This is a genomic window from Oceanospirillum multiglobuliferum (genome assembly GCF_900167095.1).
GTDB lineage: Bacteria > Pseudomonadota > Gammaproteobacteria > Pseudomonadales > Halomonadaceae > Oceanospirillum > Oceanospirillum multiglobuliferum.
This window is the reverse complement of sequence record NZ_FUXG01000007.1, coordinates 14017-37497: the sequence shown is the minus strand read 5'-3', so window position 1 is coordinate 37497 and position 23481 is coordinate 14017. Positions and strand designations below refer to the sequence as shown.

The window sequence follows — 23481 nt, the reverse complement described above, 5'->3', positions numbered from 1 at the left end:
CAACACTGTGCCGTCACTTTTCATTCCCCTTGATCGGTTGCGCGAGATTATCCGTCTCGCGCTGCCGATTATTGGTGGTATGTTGTCTCAGAGCCTGATCAATCTGGTTGACTCCTACATGGTCGGCGCATTAGGCAGCACCGCTTTGGCTGCTGCGGGTATTTCAGGCTATGTGGCGTTTGTGCTGACGGCATTGATTTTAGGGCTGTCATCTGGGGTGCAAGCCACAACGGCTTATCACTATGGTGCGCAGTGCCAGCAATCACAAATGAACACCTTGAACTCAGGCCTGTGGCTAGCACTGCTGCTTTGCATTCCTTTAGCGGTTATTGCGAATCCGTTTGCCCACCAGATTCTAAGCTATTTAAACAACAGTGGCGCGGTGGTCGAGCTGGCGACACCTTATTTAAACTGGCGAATTTGGGCATTGATTGCCGTAGGCTTGAACCTTGCCTTTCGAGGTTACTGGAATGGTGTACATCACAGCCGAATCTATTTCAAAATTATCGTCATTATTCACTTGAGCAATATTGCCTTAAGTTACGGGCTGATTTATGGCAAATGGGGCTTACCCAGAATGGGGGTTGAAGGCGCTGGGTTAGGCACTTTCCTATCTATCGCCCTAGGCACTTTGTTCTGGTTGGCTTATAGCCTGCACCAGTTATCTGCACGTTTGTTTCTATGGCGACTGCCTGAGTATCAAGATTTAAAACGTTTGGCAGCACTCTGTTTACCTAACTCTATTCAACAGACCTTATTTGCGATGGGCTATTTAACCCTATTTTGGATTATCGGTTTGATTAGCCCTCTATCTTTAGCTGTTGGTCATATATTGGTGAATTTGTCGCTGCTGATGATCTTACCTGCCGTGGGCTTAGGTATGGCTGCGACCAGTTTGGTAGGGCGTTCATTAGGACAAAAAGATCATCAAGCAGCACAGCGATGGGGCTTTGATGTCGCCAAAACTGCGGTATTGCTGCTGTTAGTGATAGCCTTACCCTTAGCCCTACTATCAGAGCAAATTCTGTCCCTATTTATTATTGAACCTCAAGGTGTAAGCTTGGGGCTGATGCCACTTAAGCTAACTGCCTTGATGATGGTGATTGATGCTTCCGCCATTGTGCTAACACAAGCGTTATTGGGCGCTGGGGCCAGTGCACTGGTAATGCAGGTTTCGGTTTCATTGCAATGGGGGGTATTTTTACCTTTAGCCTTTATTTTTGGCCCTTACTTAGGCTTTGGCTTAACGGGTATTTGGCTAGTGCAACTGTTATATCGTGCATTAAATGCAGTTGCTTTTGTTTGGCTTTGGCGAGTGAAAGCATGGAGGGTAATAAAAACTTGACCTTTTTATTACTTTTCGAAATAAATATATAGATATAAATTCATTTTAAGAATAAGGCCGTACTGGTATCGTGCGTGCCTATAACATGGTTATGGCCCTCTTTAACTCAATATAGATAGAGTCATAACAACAGAGCTTTAGTTACCTAGTCGTAGGAAAAAAAATGTACAAGTACGACGATTTCGATCAGAAGTTAGTTGATGAGCGTGTGATTCAGTTCCGTGATCAAACGCAGCGTTATCTGGACGGCAAATTAGCCGATACAGAATATCTGCCGCTGCGTTTGCAAAATGGCATCTACATTCAGAAGCACGCACCGATGTTACGTGTGGCGATTCCTTACGGCATGTTGAACTCGATTCAGATGCGTAAGCTGGCGCACATCGCACGTACCTACGACAAAAACTATGCTCACTTCACAACCCGCCAAAACGTACAGTTTAACTGGCCGGAATTGAAGGACACGCCCGATATTCTTGCAGAGCTGGCAACGGTTCAAATGCATGCAATTCAGACCAGTGGTAACTGTATTCGTAATACCACCACGGATCAGTTTGCAGGTATCGCCGGTGATGAAGTGACCGACCCACGCCCTTGGTGTGAGATTGTGCGTCAGTGGTCAACTTTCCACCCTGAGTTTGCATTTTTACCCCGTAAATTCAAGATTGCGATCAGTGGCACAACAGAGGATCGTGCAGCGATTCGTTTCCACGACGTAGGCTTGCAGTTGGTTAAAAACGAACAGGGCGAAATCGGCTTTGATGTTTACGTAGGTGGTGGCTTAGGCCGCACGCCACTGATTGGCGAGCTGGTTAAACAGAATTTAGCCCCACAGCATCTGCTGACTTATTTAGAAGCCATTTTGCGTGTTTACAACCAGTTTGGCCGCCGAGATAACAAGTATAAAGCCCGTATCAAGATTTTGGTAAAAGCGCTTGGTGTTGAAGCTTTTGCTGAGCGTGTTGCGGCTGAGTGGCAATATTTGGTCGACAGCCCCTCTACTTTAACGGATAAAGTGATCAATAAAGCGGCTAGCTTCTTCCTTGATCCCGCTTACGAAGCTAATCCTTCAGAGGGAGACTTTGCACAGCAGCGTGCCGATAACAAAGCATTCTCGCGCTTTGTGACCAACAACACCACTGCGCACAAACAAGCAGGTTATGTTGCCGTAACGCTGTCATTGAAAAAGACTGGCGTACCACCGGGTGATGTAACCGATGCACAAATGGATCTGATTGCAGACCTAGCCGACCAGTACAGTTTTGGTGAGTTGCGCATTAGCCACCATCAGAACGTGATTCTGGCAGATGTGAAAAAATCAGAACTGTATGCCCTGTGGCAAGCGCTAGAAGCCAACGGTTTGGCCACCCCTAACATTGGCAAGCTGACCGATATGATCTGCTGCCCAGGTGGTGATTTCTGTGGTCTGGCTAATGCGAAGTCAATTCCAGTGGCTGCCGCGATTCAAGAGCGCTTTGATGATCTGGATTACCTCTATGATCTAGGTGAGATTGAACTGAACTTCTCTGGTTGCATGAACGCTTGTGGCCATCACCACATCGGCAATATCGGCCTGTTGGGCGTTGATCGTAAAGGTGAAGAGTTCTATCAACTGTCATTGGGTGGACGCGCGGGTCGTGATGAAGCCAACGTCGGTAAGATTTTAGGCCCATCACTGAAACAAGAGTTGATCCCTGATGCGATTGAAAAAGTGATTAAAGTTTACGTTGAAAATCGTCTAGACGGTGAGTTGTTTGTTGACACTTACCACCGCATCGGCCAAGAGAAGTTTAAGGAGCGCGTATATGCCTAATATCATTCTAAATGGCCAAATTGTAGACGATAATTGGCAGCTGGTTAGTCTTGACGGTGAGCTACCAGCAGGCGGAAAAGTGTTACTGCCTTACCCTCTATGGTTAAGCGGTGAAGTGGACATCAGTGCATTTGAAGCGATTGGTGTTTGGCTACCCAATGACACCGTATTGGATGAGCAAGCCAAAGCTTTAGATGCCTTACCCGTTATTGCCGTAGACTTCCCAGTGTTCTCTGATGGGCGCGGTTACACTTTGGCACGTCAACTGCGTGAGCGCTTTAACTTTAAAGCAGAGTTGCGCGCAATTGGTGATGTTTTGCAGGATCAGTTGTTCTTTATGCATCGCTGCGGTTTTAACAGCTTTGCGGTACGTGCAGATCGCTCTATTGAGGAAGCATTGGCAGCAATGAAGCCTTTCTCTGTCAGCTATCAAGCGGCGCTTGATCAGCCTCAACCGCTGTTTGCCCAACGCTGGGCGTAAGTTTAGACAGCACAGTGAAAAAACAAAGGCCGCTTCTAAGGAAGCAGCCTTTGTGTTTCCGGTTGATCACCAAGTGCCAAGCCAGTGTAGAGGCTGGGCTATCTAGGGCCTGCCCGTTTGATAAAAAAAGCGGTACAGCTACTATTTACAATGGAAAACATTGTGTAGTACTGATTATCAGCCTTGATATAGCTGGCCACCTCTTTTTGTAAGCTAGGATGATGCCGCTTCAGCACAATCGCTTGTTGGAACACTTCACTTTTCTTGCCTAAAAAAGCTTTTGCTAGTTTGTCTGCTGCTATTTTCGCTTTATAGTCTTCGCATTCCTTTTGCTCTTTCTTTGCAGCGTAAACTGGATTAAGTAGTGCGATGCATAGCAAACAAAAGCTAATCATACCGAGCATTCGGAATAGTAGATGGATGTATTGTTGCACTGTCTGACCTCCTGTCACTGCGGTGCTGAGCGGTTCTTTTTGAAGCATAAGATGAAGGCCATCACTATAGAATATTCGATTTTGATCATCAACAGGGTAACCAGTTCATTGCTCTAGCTCAAGTAACAGTCTGTGAGCATAAGTGATAACCTTGTGTTTTAGTACGGTTTTTATCAGTTCCATGAGTGCTTGATATGAATATATTGATTGCCCCAGACTCGTTCAAAGATAGCCTTTCTGCTTTAGAGGTTGCAGAGGCAATTCAGGTAGGTTTGCACAAATGTTTACCCAATGCTAAATACCAATTATTGCCGATGGCAGATGGCGGAGAGGGCAGCTGCGCAGCGCTAGTCGCAGCCACTCAGGGTGAGCTAGTGCGATGCGAGGTCTCAGGACCACTAGGACTAACCTGCCAAAGCTTTTATGGTTTATTAGGGCAAACTGAAGGTGAGGCTAAAGTTGCTGTCATTGAAATGGCAGCCGCCGCAGGTCTGGAATTATTATCAGCTGAACAGCGCAATCCTTGGATTACTACAACCTATGGCGTGGGTGAGCTAGTACTAAAAGCTTTAGACCAAGGTGTGCGTCAATTTGTAATCTGTTTAGGTGGCAGTGCAACTAATGATGCAGGCGTTGGCTTTTTACAGGCTTTAGGCGCTTGTTTTTATGATCGCAATCATCAACCTTTAGCACTGGGTGGAGGTGTGCTATCAAGACTGGAGTACATTGATCTGTCAGGTCTAGATCCCCGCTTGTCAGAATGCCAGTTTGATGTTGCATGTGATGTTGACAACCCTCTACTGGGTCAAAGGGGCGCAACCATGGTATATAGCGCTCAAAAAGGTGCAGATCATGAAATGCAGCAACAACTTGAAGCTGGGCTTGAGCATTTTTCTAAAAAAGTATTCAGCCAAACGGGTATTAATATTGCGGACGCGGAAGGAGCGGGTGCCGCAGGAGGGCTAGGTGCTGCATTTTTGGGTTTTCTAAATACGCGTATGCACAGGGGTGTTGAACTGATTTTGCGTTACAGCAAATTTGATGAACATTGCAAAAATGTTGACTGGGTTATTACGGGTGAGGGGCGAATAGATGCGCAAAGTTGCTTTGGCAAGACTCCTGTTGGTGTTGCTAGAGCAGCCAAAAAGCATGGGGCAAAGGTTATTGCTTTGGCGGGAGGTTTAGGTTCAGGTTATGAATCTGTCTATACCGAAGGTATAGATGCGGTCTTTAGCATTACTCAAGGTGTTTGCTCACTAGAAGATGCACTGGAGCAAGCTCAAGCCAATATGATTGGCACTGCACGTAATATTGCTGCGGTGATTCAAATAAGTAACTCAAGAAATAATATGGATAACTAGGGCATAAAAAAAGGGGGAGCTTCATGCTCCCCCAAAGAGCAACAGCACTATGCTGTATTCGCTTCAGTAAATCGTAAGTTGACTAATGTATTTCGTTTATCAGCTTGCTGGCCTGAAAGCCTCTATGCAACTGAATACTATTCTTGGCTTTGCTTTTGGCTTCTTCGGTGGCAATCATCACTTCGGTTATCAGTAGACCTAGTGACATTTTTTTATCTTTCACTGCCAAACCAATACAACATGTGGTGATAACCTCAGTCTGGCTGAGTTTCACAGGCTTATTCATTGTTTGCTGAATATTTTCACCGAGTAAAATCAGCTGCTCCGTTGTATCGGAGTCACTTGTTACAATCAACAAGAAACGATCCCCTTCATAGCGATAGATCATTCCAAGGTGAGCATAGTCATGCTGTAGACGCTCAGCTTGTAGCGACAATACAAAATCACCCGTTACACGACCATAGGTCTCATTCACTTGAGAAAAATGATCAAAATCAATCAAGATAGCGGCCTGCACCTGCTGATTGAAGGTTGCAGATAACTTTTGCATTTCGAAATTAGACCGACACTGTAAGCCAGTTAGCGAGTCGATGTTCTTAAGCTGTTGATCCATTGTTATTTCAAGCACAACGGCAGTTGTTTCTTCAGTCTTAGGCGAGCTGAGTTTGTGTTGACCTTGCTCATTTATTTGCGCCAACATCAGTAGAGTCCCTGTGTTTTTTATTGTTTTTGGCTATCGTTGTCTTAGGGATGCCATTTTGCATGCTTTATATTTAGTTGAATACTAGGCTTATTACCTGATTTTTCAGGGTTTTCCCTAGGGTAATATTTATTCAGGCTAGGTATACTTTGAACTGAATCTGTTCTAGGTAAATTTTATGTCTGTAAAAAGACCTCTCGGACTTTCGGCATACTTAATTAGGCAAGTTATTTTGCCTTTGTTGCTATTAATACTGACGGCTTCCGCTGTACAGTTATGGCTTATTCATGGCTCTTTGAAAGCTCAAACGGAGCATTTTCTAGCCAAACAAACAGAACAGATGCTGCCTGCTTTAGCTAAAGCTCTGTATGACGCAGATGTTGATGGCATTTCTTTGCTTGGAGACAGCCTCTTTAAGGATCGTCAGGTGCTGCATTTGATGATCTCTGATCAGTTTTCCAGAGTTTATTTACGCACTAGAAATGATGCATCAGGCTTTAACTTCCCCTCCTCCCTTTTGGTTGTGAACAGACCTGTAAGTTACGAAACCTCTAACGGACAACGGTTATTGATGGGTAACATTGCGGTTCATTATCGTATGCCGCCACTGTTCTCTACCGACAAATCAGAATGGTATCTCATTGTTTTAGTTGGAATTTTCAAAATAACCTTACCCCTTCTTGCAATGTTTTTATTTCTACGAAACAAAATACAGCTGCCATTGCAGAGGTTAATGGATGGTTTAAAACAGGTTAAGCCAGGAGAGTATCATGACATGACAGGTCATGAGAGTGATGCTTTAGAAATTAAGTCTTTGAATGAAGCTTATAATTTATTGCAGGCAAACAATCATCACTATCACGAACGTCAACAAGAAGTGCATAACAAGCTAGTTGAGCGCAATCAACAAGTCGCAGAAAGTCGAGAGTCTGCTCGCTTGCTAACAACAATGTTACAAAGTAGTCAAAAGCGTTATCGAGCTCTATTTCATCGGAATGTTGATGCGCTTTTAATAGTTGAACCATTTAGGCTGGACGAGGTTGAGCACTATCGTATTATTGATGCCAACCTTGCCGCTGTAAAAGTATTAGATCAGCCTCTAGACAATCTAATCAATCAAGATTTTGAGATGCTATTTGGGACTACCCCTAAAGAAAATGGTCAGTACCGCCTTGGCCAAGAGCAAGTGGCACCTATTTCGGGACAGCGCTCAATACAGATCGACTTACATTTCAATATGGTTTTGTTTGAAAAACACAGCTTGTTTTATGTCACCCTACGTGATGTTACGGACAGTGTTCGAGCAGAAAAATTAGAGAAAGAAGCCAACGAACTCATGAACTTTCGCCAGAATCAAATGGCGATTGCAGAGATGGCAACAACTATTGCCCATGAAGTTAATCAGCCCCTTGCGTCTATTCAGAACTATGCGTTATCAGCAATTAATTTCAGCCAGAAAGACCCTATTGATCGAGAGAAAATCATTTACAGCTTGCAGCAACTAGTTAAACAAGCCGATGTAGCATCAGGCATTGTTCAGCAGGCTAGGTCACAGCTTGGCCGTAACGACTATCCACAGGAAGTGCTTAACCTTACAGAGTTAATTAGAAACACTATTGATCTTTGCAGCTTACGTGCAGAAAAGTGCCAAATCAAAATACAGTTTCATACACAACTTAACCAAGCCTGGATTATTGGCAATGATATCCAGTTAAAACAGGTTTTTATCAATCTAATCAGTAATGCTATTGAGGTTTTGATCGAAAGTAAGCAGAAAGGTCGTATTACCTTATCACTGAAAAAAGTTCGAGAGCTGTATGAGGTTGGCGTACTTGATAACGGCCCAGGCATTTATGATATAAAACGTGTTTTTACCACACACTACACCACAAAGAAAAATGGCTTAGGTATGGGTCTCGCAATTTGTCGCAGTATTACAGAAATTCATCAAGGCAGTATTCATGCTGAAAATCATGCCGAAGGGGGTGCCTACTTCACAGTACGCTTACCAATGCATACAGCTGAAGCTGTCATTAGCCAATCTTTAATTAGTACAGCAGAGCGCAGTTTATTAAACAATATTTAACGATTAAGAACACAATGTTTGATTTCGTAATTATAGAGTGAACTCCTTCAAAAGGATCTGACCGATGAGCACTGCATTACCTCAACGCATTCAAATTATTGATGATACGGTTTCTGTTGCCGCCTCTTTAAAAATGCTATTAGAGTCTTATGGTTATAGTGTTGACACTCACGCTTCAGGGGAAGCGTTTCTAGCAAGTATGGTAGCACCTAGTGTGGAACCAAGCTGTATTTTGCTTGATGTTCGCATGGAAGGTATGAGTGGGATTGAACTGTACCAACAGCTTGAAGCTGTCAATGTCATCGCACCCGTTATATTTATTACAGGTCATGCAACGGTGCCTATGGCTGTTAGAGCTATTCAACTAGGGGCATTTGATTTTTTAGAGAAGCCTATTGATCACAGCCAGCTGGTTTTCAAGGTTGAGGCGGCTTTAAAACACTTTCATTCCAGTAAAAAACAGAAATTAGAAGAACAAGAAACAACCCAAGTGTTAGGCACTCTCACCCGGCGTGAAAAGCAAATCTTAGATCTACTCGTGCAAGGCAGGTCTAATAAAGATATTGCCCAAGCTCTTAGTATTACAGTTAAAACGGTTGAGTATCATCGGAGCAACTTGATGAAAAAAACAGGGGCAACCTCTTTGCCTGAGTTGGTGCGTATACACATTAGTAAGGATCAAGTTTAATGCTAAAAGTGACAGCTTTGTTATGGCTGTTGTTGAGTACTTCCCTCTTATTCAGTAAGGGTGCCTATGCCATCAACAAAAGTACAGAGCAGCATAAAGACGCGCATAAGCTTAGCTTTGTACTGATGGTCAATAATAATGACTCGCAGTTCTGGCTGTTAAGTCAAAATGCTGCACTAGCGGCCGCGAAAGATCTAGGTGTTGAGTTACAAGTCATCAACTTGAAGAACAACCCGTTAAGACCTATGCGAGTTTTATCGACATTATTAGCCAGTAATAGAGTACCTGATGCCGTAATTTTTTCTAACTTCAAAAATACTGGCGATGATATTCTCAAACGGCTAGAGCAATACAAGATAAAAAGCTTTGTATTTGATAATGGTTTTGCTCCAGAACAACGGGTGGGCGAGCCTGGTAAACAGTTTAATTATTGGCAAGGGCAACTACTAAGCTACAACCAAGAGGCCAGTAAACGTTTAACAAAAGAGCTGATAGAAACTGGACTGAAAGTGCTTCCTACCCCCCTTCGCATCGTTGCCCTTGAGGGCGCGCCAAGCGCTTATGTCAATCGTGAGAGACTGCTAGGCTTTTACGATGCAGTCAATGACTATGGTAAACAAGTAGTGGTAGAGCAGGTTTTTACCACCCATTGGAGGCGAAAAGATACAAGAAATGCAGTGCTGGCTGCTAAACAGCGCTACCCTAATGCTCAGTTGTTTTGGGCGGCAAGTGATGAAATAGCAATCAGTGCCATTGATACACTAGTTGAGCTAGGTGAAGAGCCCGGGCTGGATACATTTGTCGTTGGATTTGATCGTTTGCCGCTTATTGAAAAACGTCTTCAGAAAGGCCAAATATTGAACAGCTATGGCGGCCATTATATGTCTGCTGCCTGGGCTGTAATTTATATGTTTGACCATCTAAATGGCTTTAATCCAGAGCCAAGATCAATGCGTTTACCGCTGATTGGGGCTCATGAGACCAGCGGTTTGATATTTGATTCACAGATTAGAGAGGGACACTTTAGCGATATAAACTTTAAGATATACTCTAAAAAATATGGCTTATCGCACCAAGACTATCCTTTTTTAGCCCCCTAAAAACCAGACATCTACTTTGTTGCTAGTTGTTTTTACTGAATTGATTGCGAGTCTTAACCCTAGACCTTAGACTAGATTTTCTATCTCTAACACTAGGACAGTGAATCAAAAATGCGTTTCCCAAGCTGGAAAAAAGAAGGCTATCAAACCCAAAAAGTTACAATCCAGAGGGAAGGTAATCAGCACATCCGTCAAATCAGTGAGGCGGTTAGCACTGTGCCTTGGAGTCTATCTTTAATCTCTTTAGCTTGGACAGCAGGCCCAGTGACTCTTTTTGCAGCACAGATCAGTTATCTTCTGGGCTACAATAAGGCTCCAACGCAAGAAAATTTGATCTTCTTCTTCGTTTATACGGTGATAACTGGGGTTGCGGGTATCGTAGCACAGTTAACATACAAGCTGACAAAAGAGCCAAAAGTTGAGGCTCAGCAAAAACAAGTTTCAATGGTATTAGAGCAACTTCCAGAGTTACGCTGGCAAGTGCTCGATTTATACACCCATCATTTAAGCCCTCTACAACGTCAACGCCATGTGGCTAAGGTGTTGCTGCAAAAGGCAGACCTCGATCCAGAGTCCCTCAAGCAAGCGGTATTTGATTTAACAGGCAATAAGGCATTTGCTCGATTACTAGCTCAAATTGAGATCTATCGACAGGTGGGTATGGATCGTCGAATTGATGACTTAACTGAGAACTATTTGGCATTGATTCGCCATGTGCTGACAGAACTGGAAAGCCTAGAGCCAGACGCCATTCCTTTGCTACGTTCACGCCTGCAAGGTGATAGTCCTGATCAGAAGGCAGGTATGCCACGCCAAGAAAATTTTATTGAGCGGATTTTTGCAGCCATTGAAGAAGAAAATGATCTACTAATGACGGATGAAGACGTTGAAGAGATGATTGTTTTAGCCTTTGAGCTTTTATGCGGTCGCAGAATACCAATGTTAGTGTTTGCTTACCGAGGCCGCTGGGAGCTAGCAGCCGCTTTAGACAACATGGAAAAAGCCCGCAGTGAATATCGCATTGCCCAAGCAACAGGCTTAAGCCGTATTCGCGCCTTGGCCAGTTTTGTTAATAATCAGAACCTTAAGCAAAACCCTGAGCAAGAGACCTTTTTACTACAAATCAATCACTCCGCAGACTTATTGGTAGAACAAGCGGAAAGCTTCTTAGATCAAAAAGCTGAAACTTTAATGACGTATTGCCTGAAAGCGAAAAAACAACCCAAAAGTGCTGATATGCGCTGGGTAAAAGAACAAGCTGATGTTTTGTCTGAGTCTTTAGCGCTTTGGAAAGAAATTCGTAAAGCCTATGAGCGTATTGGTCGTATTCATGCTGTTTTAATCAAAGCATCTGAACGCTGGGAGAAGTTTATTTCAACCTTTGCGGTATCAGATGATAAGTTACAGATTGGTAAAGGTTTGAGAGGCTTAAAAGTATTAGAAAAAGAGATTGCCTTAGATGCAGAGCAAAAGTCTGACGTTTGCCAGCAACTCGCAGTATTTCTGAATACACATGGCCTTACGCCAGATGCTCAAAATAAAGCTCGCAATAAAGCTCAAAGAGGACGTGCAGCAACAAAAACAATCCATGATGACCACATTTCTCCAGAGCAAGCCAAACAGCTCGCCATTGAAATTGCGCTTATTTTGGAGCCGCACATTCATCTGAGTCGCCCTGAGATTCAGCGAGCGATCTACAGCACAAATGCTATCTATATGAATGACATAGAGCCTGGCATGAGCGCCGCCACCAAAGCCGCTATGGGCGCGGCTATGGCCGCAGAAAAGGCGCATGACTTTTCTGGTGCCGCAGAACGTTTGGCAATTGCACTGGTCAGACACTATCAATTGGAATTGAGTGAGGAAGCCATCGCTTTTTTACGTGACAACTATCAAGCCCGAGAGTCTCGTTTAAACAAAATCAATCAATATGCCAAGCCCAAAGACAAACAGATCAGCTATCTGAGCTTAAGACCACCTGTGGTCGTTGCACCAAAGCGCGACTGGTATAAGGCATTGATCGAAGCCCGACGACTGATTGGTTAACTAACCCAGTTTTATCACCTTAATCCTCAAATGAGCCGCTGTCTGCGGCCTGATCTCTACTAGGTAATTAATACCTTTATTGGCTTGCCATCTAGTACCAAGGTACTATTTTTTGCACTCCAAAGTGCCATGTTGAGAACCGCCTCTATCCACCAATATGAATACACAGCGTTTGCAGCACCTCTAGCCCAACTTAAGGTTAAAGAGAGCGATGCAAGCACAATTCATAGCGATGCCCTGAGAGAACTCCCTTGCCAGAGGACTCTCACATGAAAACAACAAATAGAGGCTATTACAATGATCTATGCACAACCAGGTACAGAAGGCGCAGTTGTTAACTTTAAAGCGCGTTATGGCAACTTCATTGGTGGTAAGTGGGTTGAACCTGTAAAAGGTCAATACTTCACAAACACATCACCTGTGAACGGCCAAGTGATCTGTGAGATCCCACGTTCAACCGCAGAAGATATTGAACTGGCGCTGGACGCTGCTCACGCAGCAAAAGACGCTTGGGGCAAAACCTCTGTGACTGAGCGTTCAAACCTGCTGCTTAAAATTGCTGATCGTTTAGAAGCAAATTTAGAAAAACTGGCAGTGGCCGAAACTTACGATAACGGCAAAGCCGTTCGTGAAACACTGGCAGCAGACGTACCTCTATCAGTTGACCATTTCCGTTACTATGCCGGCTGCATTCGCGCACAAGAAGGCTCTATTGGTGAGATTGACAGTAATACTGTTGCTTATCACTTCCACGAGCCACTGGGCGTTGTAGGCCAGATCATCCCTTGGAACTTCCCTCTGCTGATGGCAGCATGGAAAATTGCACCAGCATTGGCAGCAGGTAACTGCATCGTCATGAAGCCAGCTGAGCAGACTCCAGCTTCTATTCTGGTACTGATGGAAACAATTGAAGATCTATTGCCACCTGGTGTACTGAACATTGTTAACGGCTTTGGTGCAGAAGCAGGCCAAGCATTAGCGACCAGCAAGCGTATCGCAAAAATCGCATTCACAGGCTCAACTCCTGTCGGTTCACACATTCTGAAATGTGCAGCTGAAAATATCATCCCATCTACTGTTGAGCTGGGCGGCAAGTCTCCTAACATCTACTTCAAAGACGTTATGGATCAAGAAGACGCATTCATCAGTAAGTGTGTAGAAGGTGCTGTTCTAGCATTCTTCAACCAAGGTGAAGTGTGTACTTGCCCATCTCGCTTACTGATTCAAGAAGATATCTACGATGCGTTCATCGGTAAAGTGATTGAGCGTGCAGCTCAGATCAAACGCGGTAACCCACTAGATAGCGAAGTGATGGTAGGTGCACAAGCTTCTCAGGAGCAGTTTGATAAGATCATGGGCTACCTGCAAATTGGCCGTGATGAAGGTGCAGAAGTGCTGATCGGTGGTGATAAAGAGCAACTGTCTCCAGAACTGGGCAATGGCTACTACATCCAGCCAACTCTGCTGAAAGGCCACAACAAAATGCGCGTTTTCCAAGAGGAAATCTTCGGCCCAGTTGTGTCTGTAACAACATTCAAAGATGAAGCAGAAGCTCTGGCTATTGCAAACGATACAGAGTTTGGTCTAGGCGCTGGTGTTTGGACTCGCGACATGAACCTTGCATACCGCATGGGTCGTGGTATCGAAGCAGGTCGTGTTTGGACTAACTGCTACCACCACTATCCAGCACACGCGGCATTCGGTGGTTACAAGAAGTCTGGTGTAGGTCGTGAGACTCACAAAATGATGTTGGATCACTATCAGCAAACTAAAAACATGCTGGTCAGCTACGACATCAACCCTCTAGGCTTCTTCTAAGTCTAGACGCTGTCACCGGAGGTCTGCACAGCCTCCGGTGGTTTTTCCCTGCTGCTATTTTCAAAGTGCTTCACGGCGCTTTTTCGATTTGGTACCGCGTGATCCGCATACTGAATCGTCATTTTGTCCTGCTAAGTCGTATTCTTGGGAACCTTGCACCGCTTTATGCGGTGCCTTTTTTGTTAAAACCGAATCAACTCTAGTGTGAATCTCTTTATTCAGCCTGTTGAAACTAGACTTAGCTAATCGTAAACGGGATAACCATCTTCAAGCATTTGATTAATCTGATTTTGGTAAGACTCACAATCTCGGGTTAAGTTGACACCAATTTTATAGCCAATATTAGACTCAGAGTATGTGCAGTAAACAACTGTTCCTGAAAGAGTAAATACAGACATGCGCCGTGACAGTCGACAAAGCAATTGAATCTCTAACGTACTACCCTCTATTAGCGGCTGCTCATTAATAATACGCAGACCACTGGCAGAAGCGTTGTGTATACAAGCATGATATGTTGCCCCTTGATCTGCCCTAAGCTTTGCTTTCCAGATCACTTCAAATCGTACCTCTTTTCGGTCTAATTTAGACATCTATAATGCCCCTTAAGGATGCAATACTCAGTATTGCTTAGAACACAGCAAATCAAATACCTTATTGAAAAATCTCACTTTTTATTGAAATAGTTCAGTCTTTTACGTCATAAAACCAGCGCTTAGCACCAGCATGTACTGGGGCTAAACTAGGTTGTACAGGCTGAATAGAGCGACGAGTTAAATTATCTAAAGCTGAATTCAAAGTAGAAAGCGTCTCAATATTCATGCTAAGACTCTTAACTATGGCATAAGCCGCTAAATCAGAAAGCGTAGAATTGGCAACTAATATTGCGTTGACCTTGAAAGTAGAGATAGCATCAGGATTGGCGCTATAAAGCCCCCCTTGAATTTGAGAAGGTTGGTAATATGGATATTGTCGGCTAAGCGTCTCAATCAATGTGTCGGACAAAGCAATTATACGACTGTCGCAAAAGCTTGTAGCCTCTTTTACCGATGTATTAGGATGCCCAACCATATAAACAAAAGCATCAATCTTACCATCACAGAGTGCCTGCGACATCTCTGAAGCTGGCAATTCTGCCGCCAATGCAAAGTCTTTGTAACGCCATCCCTGTATTTGCATCAGTTGATCCATCGTTTTGCGATGTCCGGAACCAATATTGCCGATATTGACTCTTTTATTCTTTAAGTCGGCGAAGGTTTTAATACCGCTATCTGCCCTAGCGACAAGAGTGAAAGCCTCGCTGTGCAGTACAAGTAAGGTTCTAAGTTGTGTATGAGCCCCACTTTCAGCATAGCTATCAGAGCCATTCACAGCATGGAACAACTGATCTCCCTGAACGATTGCCAAATCAAGTTCTCGAGCATAAAGGGCATTAAGATTGTGCGCAGAACCTTGTGTGCTTTCAACCATGCAACGAATATTATGCTCGGCTATGGAGTGGTTCAATATTTGGCAAATAGCACCTCCAGCAGGGTAATAAACACCTGTTAAATCACCTGTGCCTAATGTAATTATTTTGGGCGCAGCCGATACTAACGCACTAATGGCACTGACCGTTAATATTAAAACAAGACGATAAAGTTGATGCATTGCTATACAGATCCTCTCTGAGGCCGGATCAAGAACAAAAATAGGATGTAACCTTTTCTATCAACTTAAGTGTAGATTGATTACCGTAAACAAGCAGGATTAAACTCACTCCGAGGTTTTACTACAAAGAGCTTTTACATTTTCCGACTACTGGCCGGAAAATATCTAAGAGCTACTACTTAAATGTTTAATCATTAATGATGACGCTACCATTTTGGGTGGCGACACAAAAACGATTGCGACCGCGTGCTTTAGCCTGATAGAGCGCCTCATCAGACATTCGAATCAAGTCCTCAGGCCCTTTTGGCTGATTAAACCGCCGTTCAGCGATGCCTATACTGACAGATATGGTAAATGCCTCTTCCGCGTAAAAGCTTATCTCTTCTGCAGCCTGCCTTATACGCTCTGCCACAGTACTAGCCAAAGCTATATTAGCATTGAGTGCCACCATAAACTCCTCTCCGCCATAGCGGCCTGATAGATCATGGTCACGAAGATTTTTCATCAGCTCGTTAGCAAAGCGCTTGAGTACTTGGTCACCCATTTGATGACCATAACGATCATTGACCATCTTAAAATAGTCAATGTCTATCATCAGTACACTAAAAGGCAGATTTTGAGTTTCTACTGTTTGGTAACGCTCAAAAAATGAAGCTAAAAGATGACGGCGGTTGGCTAGCTGCGTCAGCTCATCTGTACTTGCCAAAGTGTTGAGTTCATCTTGTCTGCTTTTAGCATATTGCAGCTTAGTGGCAAGTTTGTGTATCAATACTTGTACCAAAAGCGCAATTAATAATAGTAAAACATAAGCGATTTGATGCGCCCAAATAATTTCTGCACGCAACCCTGCTAACAATTCATTAATATCATCACTGGGGAAGCTAATACTAAGACCACCACGAATATCACCAACCTGATAACCTTGGCTTTGATGACATTCCATGCAAGCTGGCTCTACTTTCAAAGGCTGCATGTAACGGTAAACCCCGTTAGATAGTATCATTCGCTTTTGCTCGCCTTGTTCAAAGCTTGATAAGGCTTCTCGCTCCCATGAATCAGGTTGGTTGTTAGGGTTCAAAGGCTTGAGACTGGTAAGGTGGATTTCGACCTGAGTATCCTTTAAGCGCTCACCTAACTGTCGAGTCATGTAGGCGGGATTAACGACTGTTAGCGTCTTTCCAGAAGGTGTTTCAATCTCTCTTTCGGGAACATTAAGATAAGGGTTAACTGGTGTTTGCACTGTAACGAGAGCATATACCCCACCATGACCAGCATTCCAAAGCCGCATTGTTTGAATAAGATGAAAAGAAGTTTCACCTTTGATCTGAATCATTTGCCATGCACTGGCATGTAGAGTTTTTAAGCTTAGACCATATGAAAAAACTACGGGGATCAAGCAAATCAGGCCGATTACAACAATAGATTTAAAAGAAGATAGATACTTGAGCAACAGTAATTATCCTATATTTAGACTGACTCTGAATAACGATAAAGCTGGACAATGGTATCTAAAGATAAAGGGTTCTATGCAAATCTCAAAGCACAGAACCCTAAGAAGCATTAAAAGCTATTTAAAATAAGCATTATCTGTAACAGTATGGTCTGTCACATCGCGAATGCCTTTAAGCTGAGGAATTTTCTCTAGTAGAGTTTTCTCAACGCCATCTTTCAGTGTCAAGTCAACGGCTGAACACCCTTGGCAACCACCACCAAACTGCAACACCGCTATTTCATCATCTATAATTTCAATCAACTTGATCTCACCGCCGTGAGCCGACAAACCAGGGTTGATATCAGAATACAGCACATAATTAATTTGCTCTGCGAGTGGGCTATCGGCATTAACCTTAGGCATTTTTGCATTAGGTGCTTTAATCGTCAGCTGACCACCCATACGATCAGGGTTAAAGTCTACTACCGCCTCCTCCAGATATGGTGCGCTAGTTTTATCTAAATAAATTGGAAAGGTCGCTCCTTCTTGTTGAACATCACCCTCCTCTTCTTCCCCTGGTCGACAATAGGCCAAACAGGTTTCAGCATAAGGTGTACCCGGCTGAGTCACAAAAACACGTACACCTATACCATCCGCGTTCTGTTTAGCCAGTAACTCGCCCAAATAGGTTTGAGCGCTTTCGGTAATATCGATAATCGCAGACATGCTTAAATACCTGATTTTAAAAATGGAAACTTAGAGTATTTTATGGCAATTCAAGCTTTTTGGGAATGCCTTAGTTATTTGGTAGGTCATTCTTTTCCCAGCAACTGAGATAGAATCCTAATACTTGGCCAGATATTTAACCCTGCACCATACAAGGATATATAGCACTTTAGTACTACAATCGAACCACCAAAGCAGCAGTTTATTTATTTTAAATTAGCGTAAGGTTTAAGTTAAAACCATGAATATTGATGAGCTATATAATGATAATAATTCGCGGCTTCTTATTTGCACTTTTAGCGCTAACTTTACAAGGCTGTATAACGCTTTCACCCCAAGATCAAAAATCAAACTCTCCCGAATATTATTCAGCGCTAACATTGTCAGATCAACAGCTACTGTCAGATGAATCATTATTTAATCACGCAGGCTATCGGATAAAAAATTATCGCGCACCAGTACCAAGTATCGCGCCCTATGCAACTACGCTCTCAACAGCTGAACTACAACAAGCTATAAAAGAGGACGAGGTTTTGCTCATCGACGTGTTACCAACACCTTTTCGAGCGGGCAAGTTTATTGATACGGCTGACCATAAAAATATTCCAAATAGCAATTGGCTACCTAATACAGGCAAAGGCGTACTTGACCCTTTTACCTCAGCTTACTTTGCCAAGAAGCTACATGAGCTAACAGCAGGTAATCGGCAGCATAAATTAGTATTCTATTGCAAAACAGATTGCTGGATGTCTTGGAACGCCTGTAGACGCGCGGCTGAAGAGGGTTACCAAAATATACTTTGGTATTCAGAAGGTATAGATGGTTGGCAAAAAGCAGGCTTACCATTGGTATCAGCACAATCCATACAACCATAAATATAGATAAAACCTAATAAATACAAAAGGTTAAGATTTAAAACCTGACCAAGGTCGGGTATGCAGTAAAGGCTAAAAACGGCAATATAGCCAAAAACTATTGAATAAATTGAAACCTACCAAACCCATAACAACTGATAAGAATAAGGGGTGCACCGTGTACAAAATAGTGACTGCCGATGACCACCCGATCTTTAGGGAAGCGATCGCTAATGTGGTTCGTAGCCGTTATCCAGATAGTGCTATTCTGGAAACCTGCAATTTAGAAGACACTTTGAACTTGGTTCAAGGTGATGATGATATTGATCTAGTGCTATTAGATCTGAATATGGATGGCATGGACGGCTTCCAAGGCTTAATGCGATTAAGAGAAATTGCACCAACAATACCTGTAGTTATTGTCTCTGCTGAAGAAGATAAGAAAGTTGTACTGCAAGCCATTACCTTTGGTGCCGTTGGCTTTATCACCAAGTCCTCGCCCAGAGACCAAATGCACAAGGCATTGGATCAAATCTTGTCAGGTAATGTTTATTTACCTTCAGACATTATTAGAGGTGATTCGAGTGCTTCAATTGCTACTTCTGGCGCACTGGCACTCCGTCAACAAAAGCAGTCTGAAACCATTGATCCAGAGTTATTGTCATCGTTAACTAGACGTCAAATTATTGTTTTACAGCGAATGGCACTTGGTGAGTCGAACAAACAGATTGCTTATCATCTGTCGATTGCTGAGACCACGGTCAAAGCTCATGTTTCAGCTATTCTGCGTAAACTGAAGGTTTCCAATCGTATTCAAGCCGTCATTGCAGCCCGAGACATTAACTTTGCCGACTATCTTCGACACTGATAATAGAGGCTGAGTCTTGAATCGAGAGAAAAAAGAGAGTGGGGAAGGAGTACCTATAATCTAGAGCAAAATAATCATCACAAGCGAAAAGGCGCTGTTTTCTGGAAACACAACGCCCTTCGCTTCTCTGATATTAATTGGCCCTGCCTATTAAACCCCGCTGGTTGTTTCTAGGCGGTGACGCTGCCACTCATTTTGAGGTTCGTTAAGCGGTAATATAGCATCAATAACCTGTTCATCAGGGTTGTAGTGGCACTCGAAGCCTAAGTACCGCATCAGGCCGCGCATTGGGTTATTTTCAACCAAAATTTTGCCGACCATTTCCAGTGTGCCAACACTTTTGGAATATTTGATCATTTTGCGCATCAACAGTGCGCCTAGGCCTTCACCCTGCAAGTCATCTCGGATCAGAACAGAAAACTCTGTTCTAATATTGTCAGGGTCAGTCCACACGCGAACGACACCCAAAATTTCACGACGGCCATCCTCTTTGACCTCTTCACCAATAAAAGCCATTTGACGGTCATAGTTGATCATGGTCAGTGTCGCTAAGTCGCGTTTGCTTAACTCAGATTTGTTGTGGAAGTAACGGAACCGGATACTTTGTTCACTCAGTCGGCTGTGGAACTGCACTAAAGCAGGGGCATCTTCACCACGAATAGGGCGAACTTCAACGGTGCGGCCAGATTTTAGCGTAACCGTCTCTCTCAGTTCTTCTGGATAAGGCATAATCGCATGTTTCGCGGGTTCGCCTAAGTCTGCTTTAACATCAACTACTAACAGTTCATCACGGTTTGTGATCAGAGGATTGATCTCCAAACCTTTTAGCTCTGGAATATCAGCTGCAACTTGGCTGAGTTTGACCAGCACCTCTGAAATTTCGGCTATATCCTGCTCAGGATGATCGCTGTGTTCTTTGATCAGTCGATAGGCGAGAGAGCGTTGAATCAGCTCTAATGCTAATGTCATATTCAAAGGTGGTAATGCCACTTGTCGGTCGGCCATTACGTTTTCTTTGTAACCACCAACACCAAATAAAATCACGGGGCCAAAGACAGGATCTCGAGTAATGCCCATATTTAGCATCATCGAATGTTTACCTCGTTGCATCGGCTGAATGCAATATTGGTAGACCTCACTATTTGGAAACTTCTCCGCCACTTTGTCTCTTAGCTTGACAACCGCAGTACCCATTTCTTCTGGACTGCGAATATCTTGTAATAAACCAGCGGAAAGCTTGTGGGGGTGCTTACGGTAAACAAAGGGCCGGCAGTTAGTCTCATGAATAATTTTAACCGCTAACGGCTGATCGCTTTCAGTTGCAATATCAAAAGCTGCTTTTTCATCAGCAGCATAACGCGTTGGTGCAACAGGGATACTATAGGCGGCCAAGATTTGTGTACATTCCTCGTGGGTCAGTACGTTGCGCCCTTGCTGCTTAGCTTTCTCGGTCAATTTACGAGCATCACGTCGTACTTGATAAGGCGTTTCATGAGGAATACTAGGCGGTGCTTCTTGCAACAAAGCTTGGCTGCGACGGTAGTTCACCATATGCATAAAAGCTTGCACTGCATGCTCTGGTGAAATATAAGTTGGCACACCTGCTAAATTGAACTCATGACGCGCTGGGCGAGCCTCTTCCAGACCCATCCAGCAAGTCAGCACACTTTTTCTAAACTTACCTCGGTTATTAATAACGGCATGAGCTGCCTCTGCACTTGGGGCAAAGCGAGTGGGCGCATGTAAGACTAATACTGCGTCAATTTCAGGTGCGTTGGCCAACACAGTTAACGCATCAACAAAGCGGGCAGGGTTAGCATCACCACCAATATCAACCGGATTAGCACCTGACCAACCTTGAGGTAAGCATGCCGAAAGCTTTTCAGAAGTTTCTTCACTTAATTGGGCTAAATGACCGCCAGACATCAAAAGTTTATCTGCGGCAAGAATACTGGGGCCAACACCATTGCTGACAATAGCAAGGCGATCCCCTGAGACTGGTTTAATACGTGACAATGACTCTAATGCATCAAACAGCTCTTCAACATTGTTAACACGTACAACACCTGCACGACTCAGTGCAGCACTGTAGACAGCGTCTCGATTACTCAAGCCGGGTGTTGTAAGCATGGGTTCTAGAGTCGATGAAATCATGCGACCGCTTTTAATCGCCAAAACCAGTTTGTTACGTGAAGCTTCACGAATAGCGGTCATCAAGTGCTGGGCGTCGCTGATATACTCAAGGTGTAGCAAAATGGCTTGGGCATGACTATGTCGATTGATATAGTCGATAACATCGGGCAGCATCACATCGGCACTATCACCTAAGGTGACTACATGAGAAAAGCCTATGCCACGACCATTCGCCCAGTCAATCATTGCATTGCCCAGCATACCGGACTGGCCGATATAGGCGACTTTACCTGATTTAATATTACGTGAAGAATAACTTGCGTTTAGCTTACGACCAGGTACTAAAATGCCAAGGCACTCAGGCCCCATGATACGAATGCCTGACTCACGAGCAGCTGTTAACATCTCCTCTTTTAAGCTCTGCGAATGAGTGCCATTGGCACGCGATAGGCCTCCAGTTAGAACAAGTGCTGCCTTTACACCTAAATGACCAAGACGCCCTACTAAGCTTGGAATAACATCAGGCGGTGAACAAATAATGGCTAAATCTGGAATTTCAACCAATGCCTCGGCCCGTGGGAAACATTGCACTCCATAAACCTGATCATAACCTTTGGTGTTGACTGCAAAAATTTTGCCGGGAAACTTGCCCTCTTGCAGATTTTGGATCACCTGCCCGCCCATACTGAATTCTTTTTCAGATGCGCCAAATACAGCAACAGATTTAGGTTCAAAAAAATATTTTAGAAAACGAGTGCCCACTAAGTGCTCCGGACAGTAAGTAGAATTCATCTTTAGAGTGATGAATACAGCTGTTGTTCAATAAAGGCTGAGTATATCAATCACTTTCGACCGCTTTGCTGCGGTGCATATATCGACTATATGCCAGTATCCCCCAAATGTCCTCTACATTAAACTTTAGGCATAAGGGAGAAAATAAATGATCACATCATACATTAGCCACTCTGAGTGTAGCTTTCATGACATGGGGCCTTGGCATCCTGAAAGTCCGCATCGTATTTCATCAATTAACCAACAGCTAGAACGCTCTGGTTTAGCACAAGAATTGATGCATTACAGCGCTCGGCTTGTTACCGATGAGCAGATCTATCGAGTACACCCGAAAGCCCATGTTCGCTCCCTTGAACTGAGTCAGCCGGATGAAGGTAGCCCACTTGTTCAAATTGATGACGACACTCTAATTGGCCCTAAGACGATGCATGCAGCTGCACTAGCATCAGGCGCAGTAGTCAGAGGTGTTGAACAAGTATTGAAGAATCAAGCTGACAACGTATTTTGCGCTGTGCGCCCACCGGGACATCACGCAGAACGAGTTGAGAGCCTTGGTTTTTGTTTTTTGAATAATGTTGCCATCGGTGTTGAGCATGCTCGACATAACTTTGGCATCAAGAGGGTCGCTATTATAGATTTTGATGTCCATCATGGGAATGGCACAGTTGATATTTATAAGAACGATCCTGACGTATTAGTTTGTTCTAGTTTCCAGCATCCCTATTTCCCTTGGCGCTATGCAGATTCGGAATGGGATAACATCATTAACACGCCTTTGGACGCGGGTTGTGATGGTTTAACTTTTCGCAGAAAGGTTGAGCAAAGTTGGCTGCCAGCGCTACAAATGCACCGCCCTGAAATGATTTTTATCTCCGCAGGTTTTGATGCCCACAAAGATGACCCTATGGGTGAAGTGAATCTCACCGAAGATGACTTCTTCTGGGTTACCAAAATGATTATGGATGTAGCAAAAACTTATTCTAATGGTCGAATTGTTTCGGTATTAGAGGGAGGTTATAGCCTAACTGCACTGGCTCACTCCGCACATCGCCATATCGAAGCTTTAAAGGGGCTTTGAAGCTGCACTTCCAATACATATTGCTAACACAATGATACAAAAGGGAAAGGAGAGTCGATCAGTTACTTTTTAAGTTGTT

19 protein-coding genes are annotated in these 23481 nt (G+C 43.8%); 12 read left to right on the top strand and 7 right to left on the bottom strand.

What is annotated here, in order from left to right; genetic code table 11:
* Window positions 1-7 precede the first annotated feature (7 nt).
* The 3 genes from B5D26_RS06530 (at window position 8) to B5D26_RS06520 (ending at window position 3639) form a co-directional block, all read left to right on the top strand.
* Window positions 8-1345 carry an MATE family efflux transporter gene (locus tag B5D26_RS06530; RefSeq protein WP_234985209.1) on the top strand — a complete coding sequence of 446 codons (1338 nt, stop codon included), beginning with the start codon at window positions 8-10 and terminating at the stop codon, window positions 1343-1345.
* A gap of 163 nt (window positions 1346-1508) precedes the next feature.
* A complete protein-coding gene (locus B5D26_RS06525) occupies window positions 1509-3158 on the top strand; it encodes a nitrite/sulfite reductase (RefSeq protein ID WP_078744932.1) in 1650 nt (549 codons plus the stop codon).
* Window positions 3151-3639, top strand: a complete 489-nt coding sequence (locus B5D26_RS06520; RefSeq protein WP_078744931.1) for a DUF934 domain-containing protein — start codon at window positions 3151-3153, stop codon at window positions 3637-3639. Before B5D26_RS06525 ends, B5D26_RS06520 begins: the two co-directional genes overlap by 8 nt.
* 98 nt (window positions 3640-3737) lie before the next feature.
* Here the strand turns inward: B5D26_RS06520 and B5D26_RS06515 are convergent, their stop codons facing one another.
* Window positions 3738-4121: a hypothetical protein gene (locus B5D26_RS06515; RefSeq protein WP_234985207.1), complete on the bottom strand. Its 384-nt coding sequence runs from the start codon at window positions 4119-4121 to the stop codon at window positions 3738-3740.
* Window positions 4122-4267: 146 nt separating this feature from the next.
* On the opposite strand from B5D26_RS06515, the gene B5D26_RS06510 reads away from it, so the two are divergent.
* Window positions 4268-5434, top strand: a complete 1167-nt coding sequence (locus tag B5D26_RS06510) for a glycerate kinase family protein (protein WP_078744930.1) — start codon at window positions 4268-4270, stop codon at window positions 5432-5434.
* 82 nt (window positions 5435-5516) lie between these two features.
* Here the strand turns inward: B5D26_RS06510 and B5D26_RS06505 are convergent, their stop codons facing one another.
* A complete protein-coding gene (locus B5D26_RS06505) occupies window positions 5517-6134 on the bottom strand; it encodes a GGDEF domain-containing protein (RefSeq protein WP_078744929.1) in 618 nt (205 codons plus the stop codon).
* Window positions 6135-6312: 178 nt separating this feature from the next.
* On the opposite strand from B5D26_RS06505, the gene B5D26_RS06500 reads away from it, so the two are divergent.
* The 5 genes from B5D26_RS06500 (at window position 6313) to exaC (ending at window position 13872) form a co-directional block, all read left to right on the top strand.
* Window positions 6313-8220, top strand: a complete 1908-nt coding sequence (locus tag B5D26_RS06500) for a sensor histidine kinase (protein ID WP_078744928.1) — start codon at window positions 6313-6315, stop codon at window positions 8218-8220.
* A gap of 64 nt (window positions 8221-8284) precedes the next feature.
* A complete protein-coding gene (locus tag B5D26_RS06495) occupies window positions 8285-8908 on the top strand; it encodes a response regulator transcription factor (RefSeq protein WP_078744927.1) in 624 nt (207 codons plus the stop codon).
* On the top strand, window positions 8908-10008 hold the full coding sequence (locus B5D26_RS06490; RefSeq protein ID WP_078744926.1) for a substrate-binding domain-containing protein: 1101 nt from the start codon (window positions 8908-8910) through the stop codon (window positions 10006-10008). The genes B5D26_RS06495 and B5D26_RS06490 overlap by 1 nt, the downstream gene beginning before the upstream one ends.
* A gap of 111 nt (window positions 10009-10119) precedes the next feature.
* Window positions 10120-12054, top strand: a complete 1935-nt coding sequence (locus tag B5D26_RS06485; RefSeq protein WP_078744925.1) for a hypothetical protein — start codon at window positions 10120-10122, stop codon at window positions 12052-12054.
* Between the two features lie 297 nt (window positions 12055-12351).
* A complete protein-coding gene (gene exaC, locus B5D26_RS06480; protein WP_078744924.1) occupies window positions 12352-13872 on the top strand; it encodes an acetaldehyde dehydrogenase ExaC in 1521 nt (506 codons plus the stop codon).
* A 242-nt stretch (window positions 13873-14114) separates the two neighbouring features.
* On the opposite strand, the gene B5D26_RS06475 is transcribed toward exaC, so the two are convergent.
* The 4 genes from B5D26_RS06475 to nfuA all read right to left on the bottom strand — a co-directional run bounded on the left by B5D26_RS06475 (window position 14115) and on the right by nfuA (window position 17677).
* Window positions 14115-14462, bottom strand: a complete 348-nt coding sequence (locus tag B5D26_RS06475; RefSeq protein WP_078744923.1) for a PilZ domain-containing protein — start codon at window positions 14460-14462, stop codon at window positions 14115-14117.
* 94 nt (window positions 14463-14556) lie between these two features.
* A complete protein-coding gene (locus B5D26_RS06470; RefSeq protein WP_078744922.1) occupies window positions 14557-15519 on the bottom strand; it encodes a TAXI family TRAP transporter solute-binding subunit in 963 nt (320 codons plus the stop codon).
* A 187-nt stretch (window positions 15520-15706) separates the two neighbouring features.
* Window positions 15707-16852, bottom strand: a complete 1146-nt coding sequence (locus B5D26_RS06465) for a diguanylate cyclase (protein ID WP_139776656.1) — start codon at window positions 16850-16852, stop codon at window positions 15707-15709.
* 234 nt (window positions 16853-17086) lie between these two features.
* Window positions 17087-17677 carry a Fe-S biogenesis protein NfuA gene (nfuA, locus tag B5D26_RS06460; RefSeq protein ID WP_078744920.1) on the bottom strand — a complete coding sequence of 197 codons (591 nt, stop codon included), beginning with the start codon at window positions 17675-17677 and terminating at the stop codon, window positions 17087-17089.
* Between the two features lie 263 nt (window positions 17678-17940).
* Here nfuA and B5D26_RS06455 point away from each other — a divergent pair, with 263 nt between their 5' ends.
* Both B5D26_RS06455 and B5D26_RS06450 read left to right on the top strand, forming a co-directional pair.
* Window positions 17941-18552: a rhodanese-like domain-containing protein gene (locus B5D26_RS06455; protein ID WP_159445604.1), complete on the top strand. Its 612-nt coding sequence runs from the start codon at window positions 17941-17943 to the stop codon at window positions 18550-18552.
* 157 nt (window positions 18553-18709) lie between these two features.
* Entirely contained in the window at window positions 18710-19399 is a 690-nt protein-coding gene (locus B5D26_RS06450; RefSeq protein ID WP_078744918.1) for a response regulator, read from the top strand.
* A 150-nt stretch (window positions 19400-19549) separates the two neighbouring features.
* Here the strand turns inward: B5D26_RS06450 and B5D26_RS06445 are convergent, their stop codons facing one another.
* Window positions 19550-22294 carry a bifunctional acetate--CoA ligase family protein/GNAT family N-acetyltransferase gene (locus tag B5D26_RS06445; RefSeq protein ID WP_078744917.1) on the bottom strand — a complete coding sequence of 915 codons (2745 nt, stop codon included), beginning with the start codon at window positions 22292-22294 and terminating at the stop codon, window positions 19550-19552.
* A 178-nt stretch (window positions 22295-22472) separates the two neighbouring features.
* On the opposite strand from B5D26_RS06445, the gene B5D26_RS06440 reads away from it, so the two are divergent.
* Window positions 22473-23402 carry a histone deacetylase family protein gene (locus B5D26_RS06440; protein ID WP_078744916.1) on the top strand — a complete coding sequence of 310 codons (930 nt, stop codon included), beginning with the start codon at window positions 22473-22475 and terminating at the stop codon, window positions 23400-23402.
* Window positions 23403-23481 lie beyond the last annotated feature (79 nt).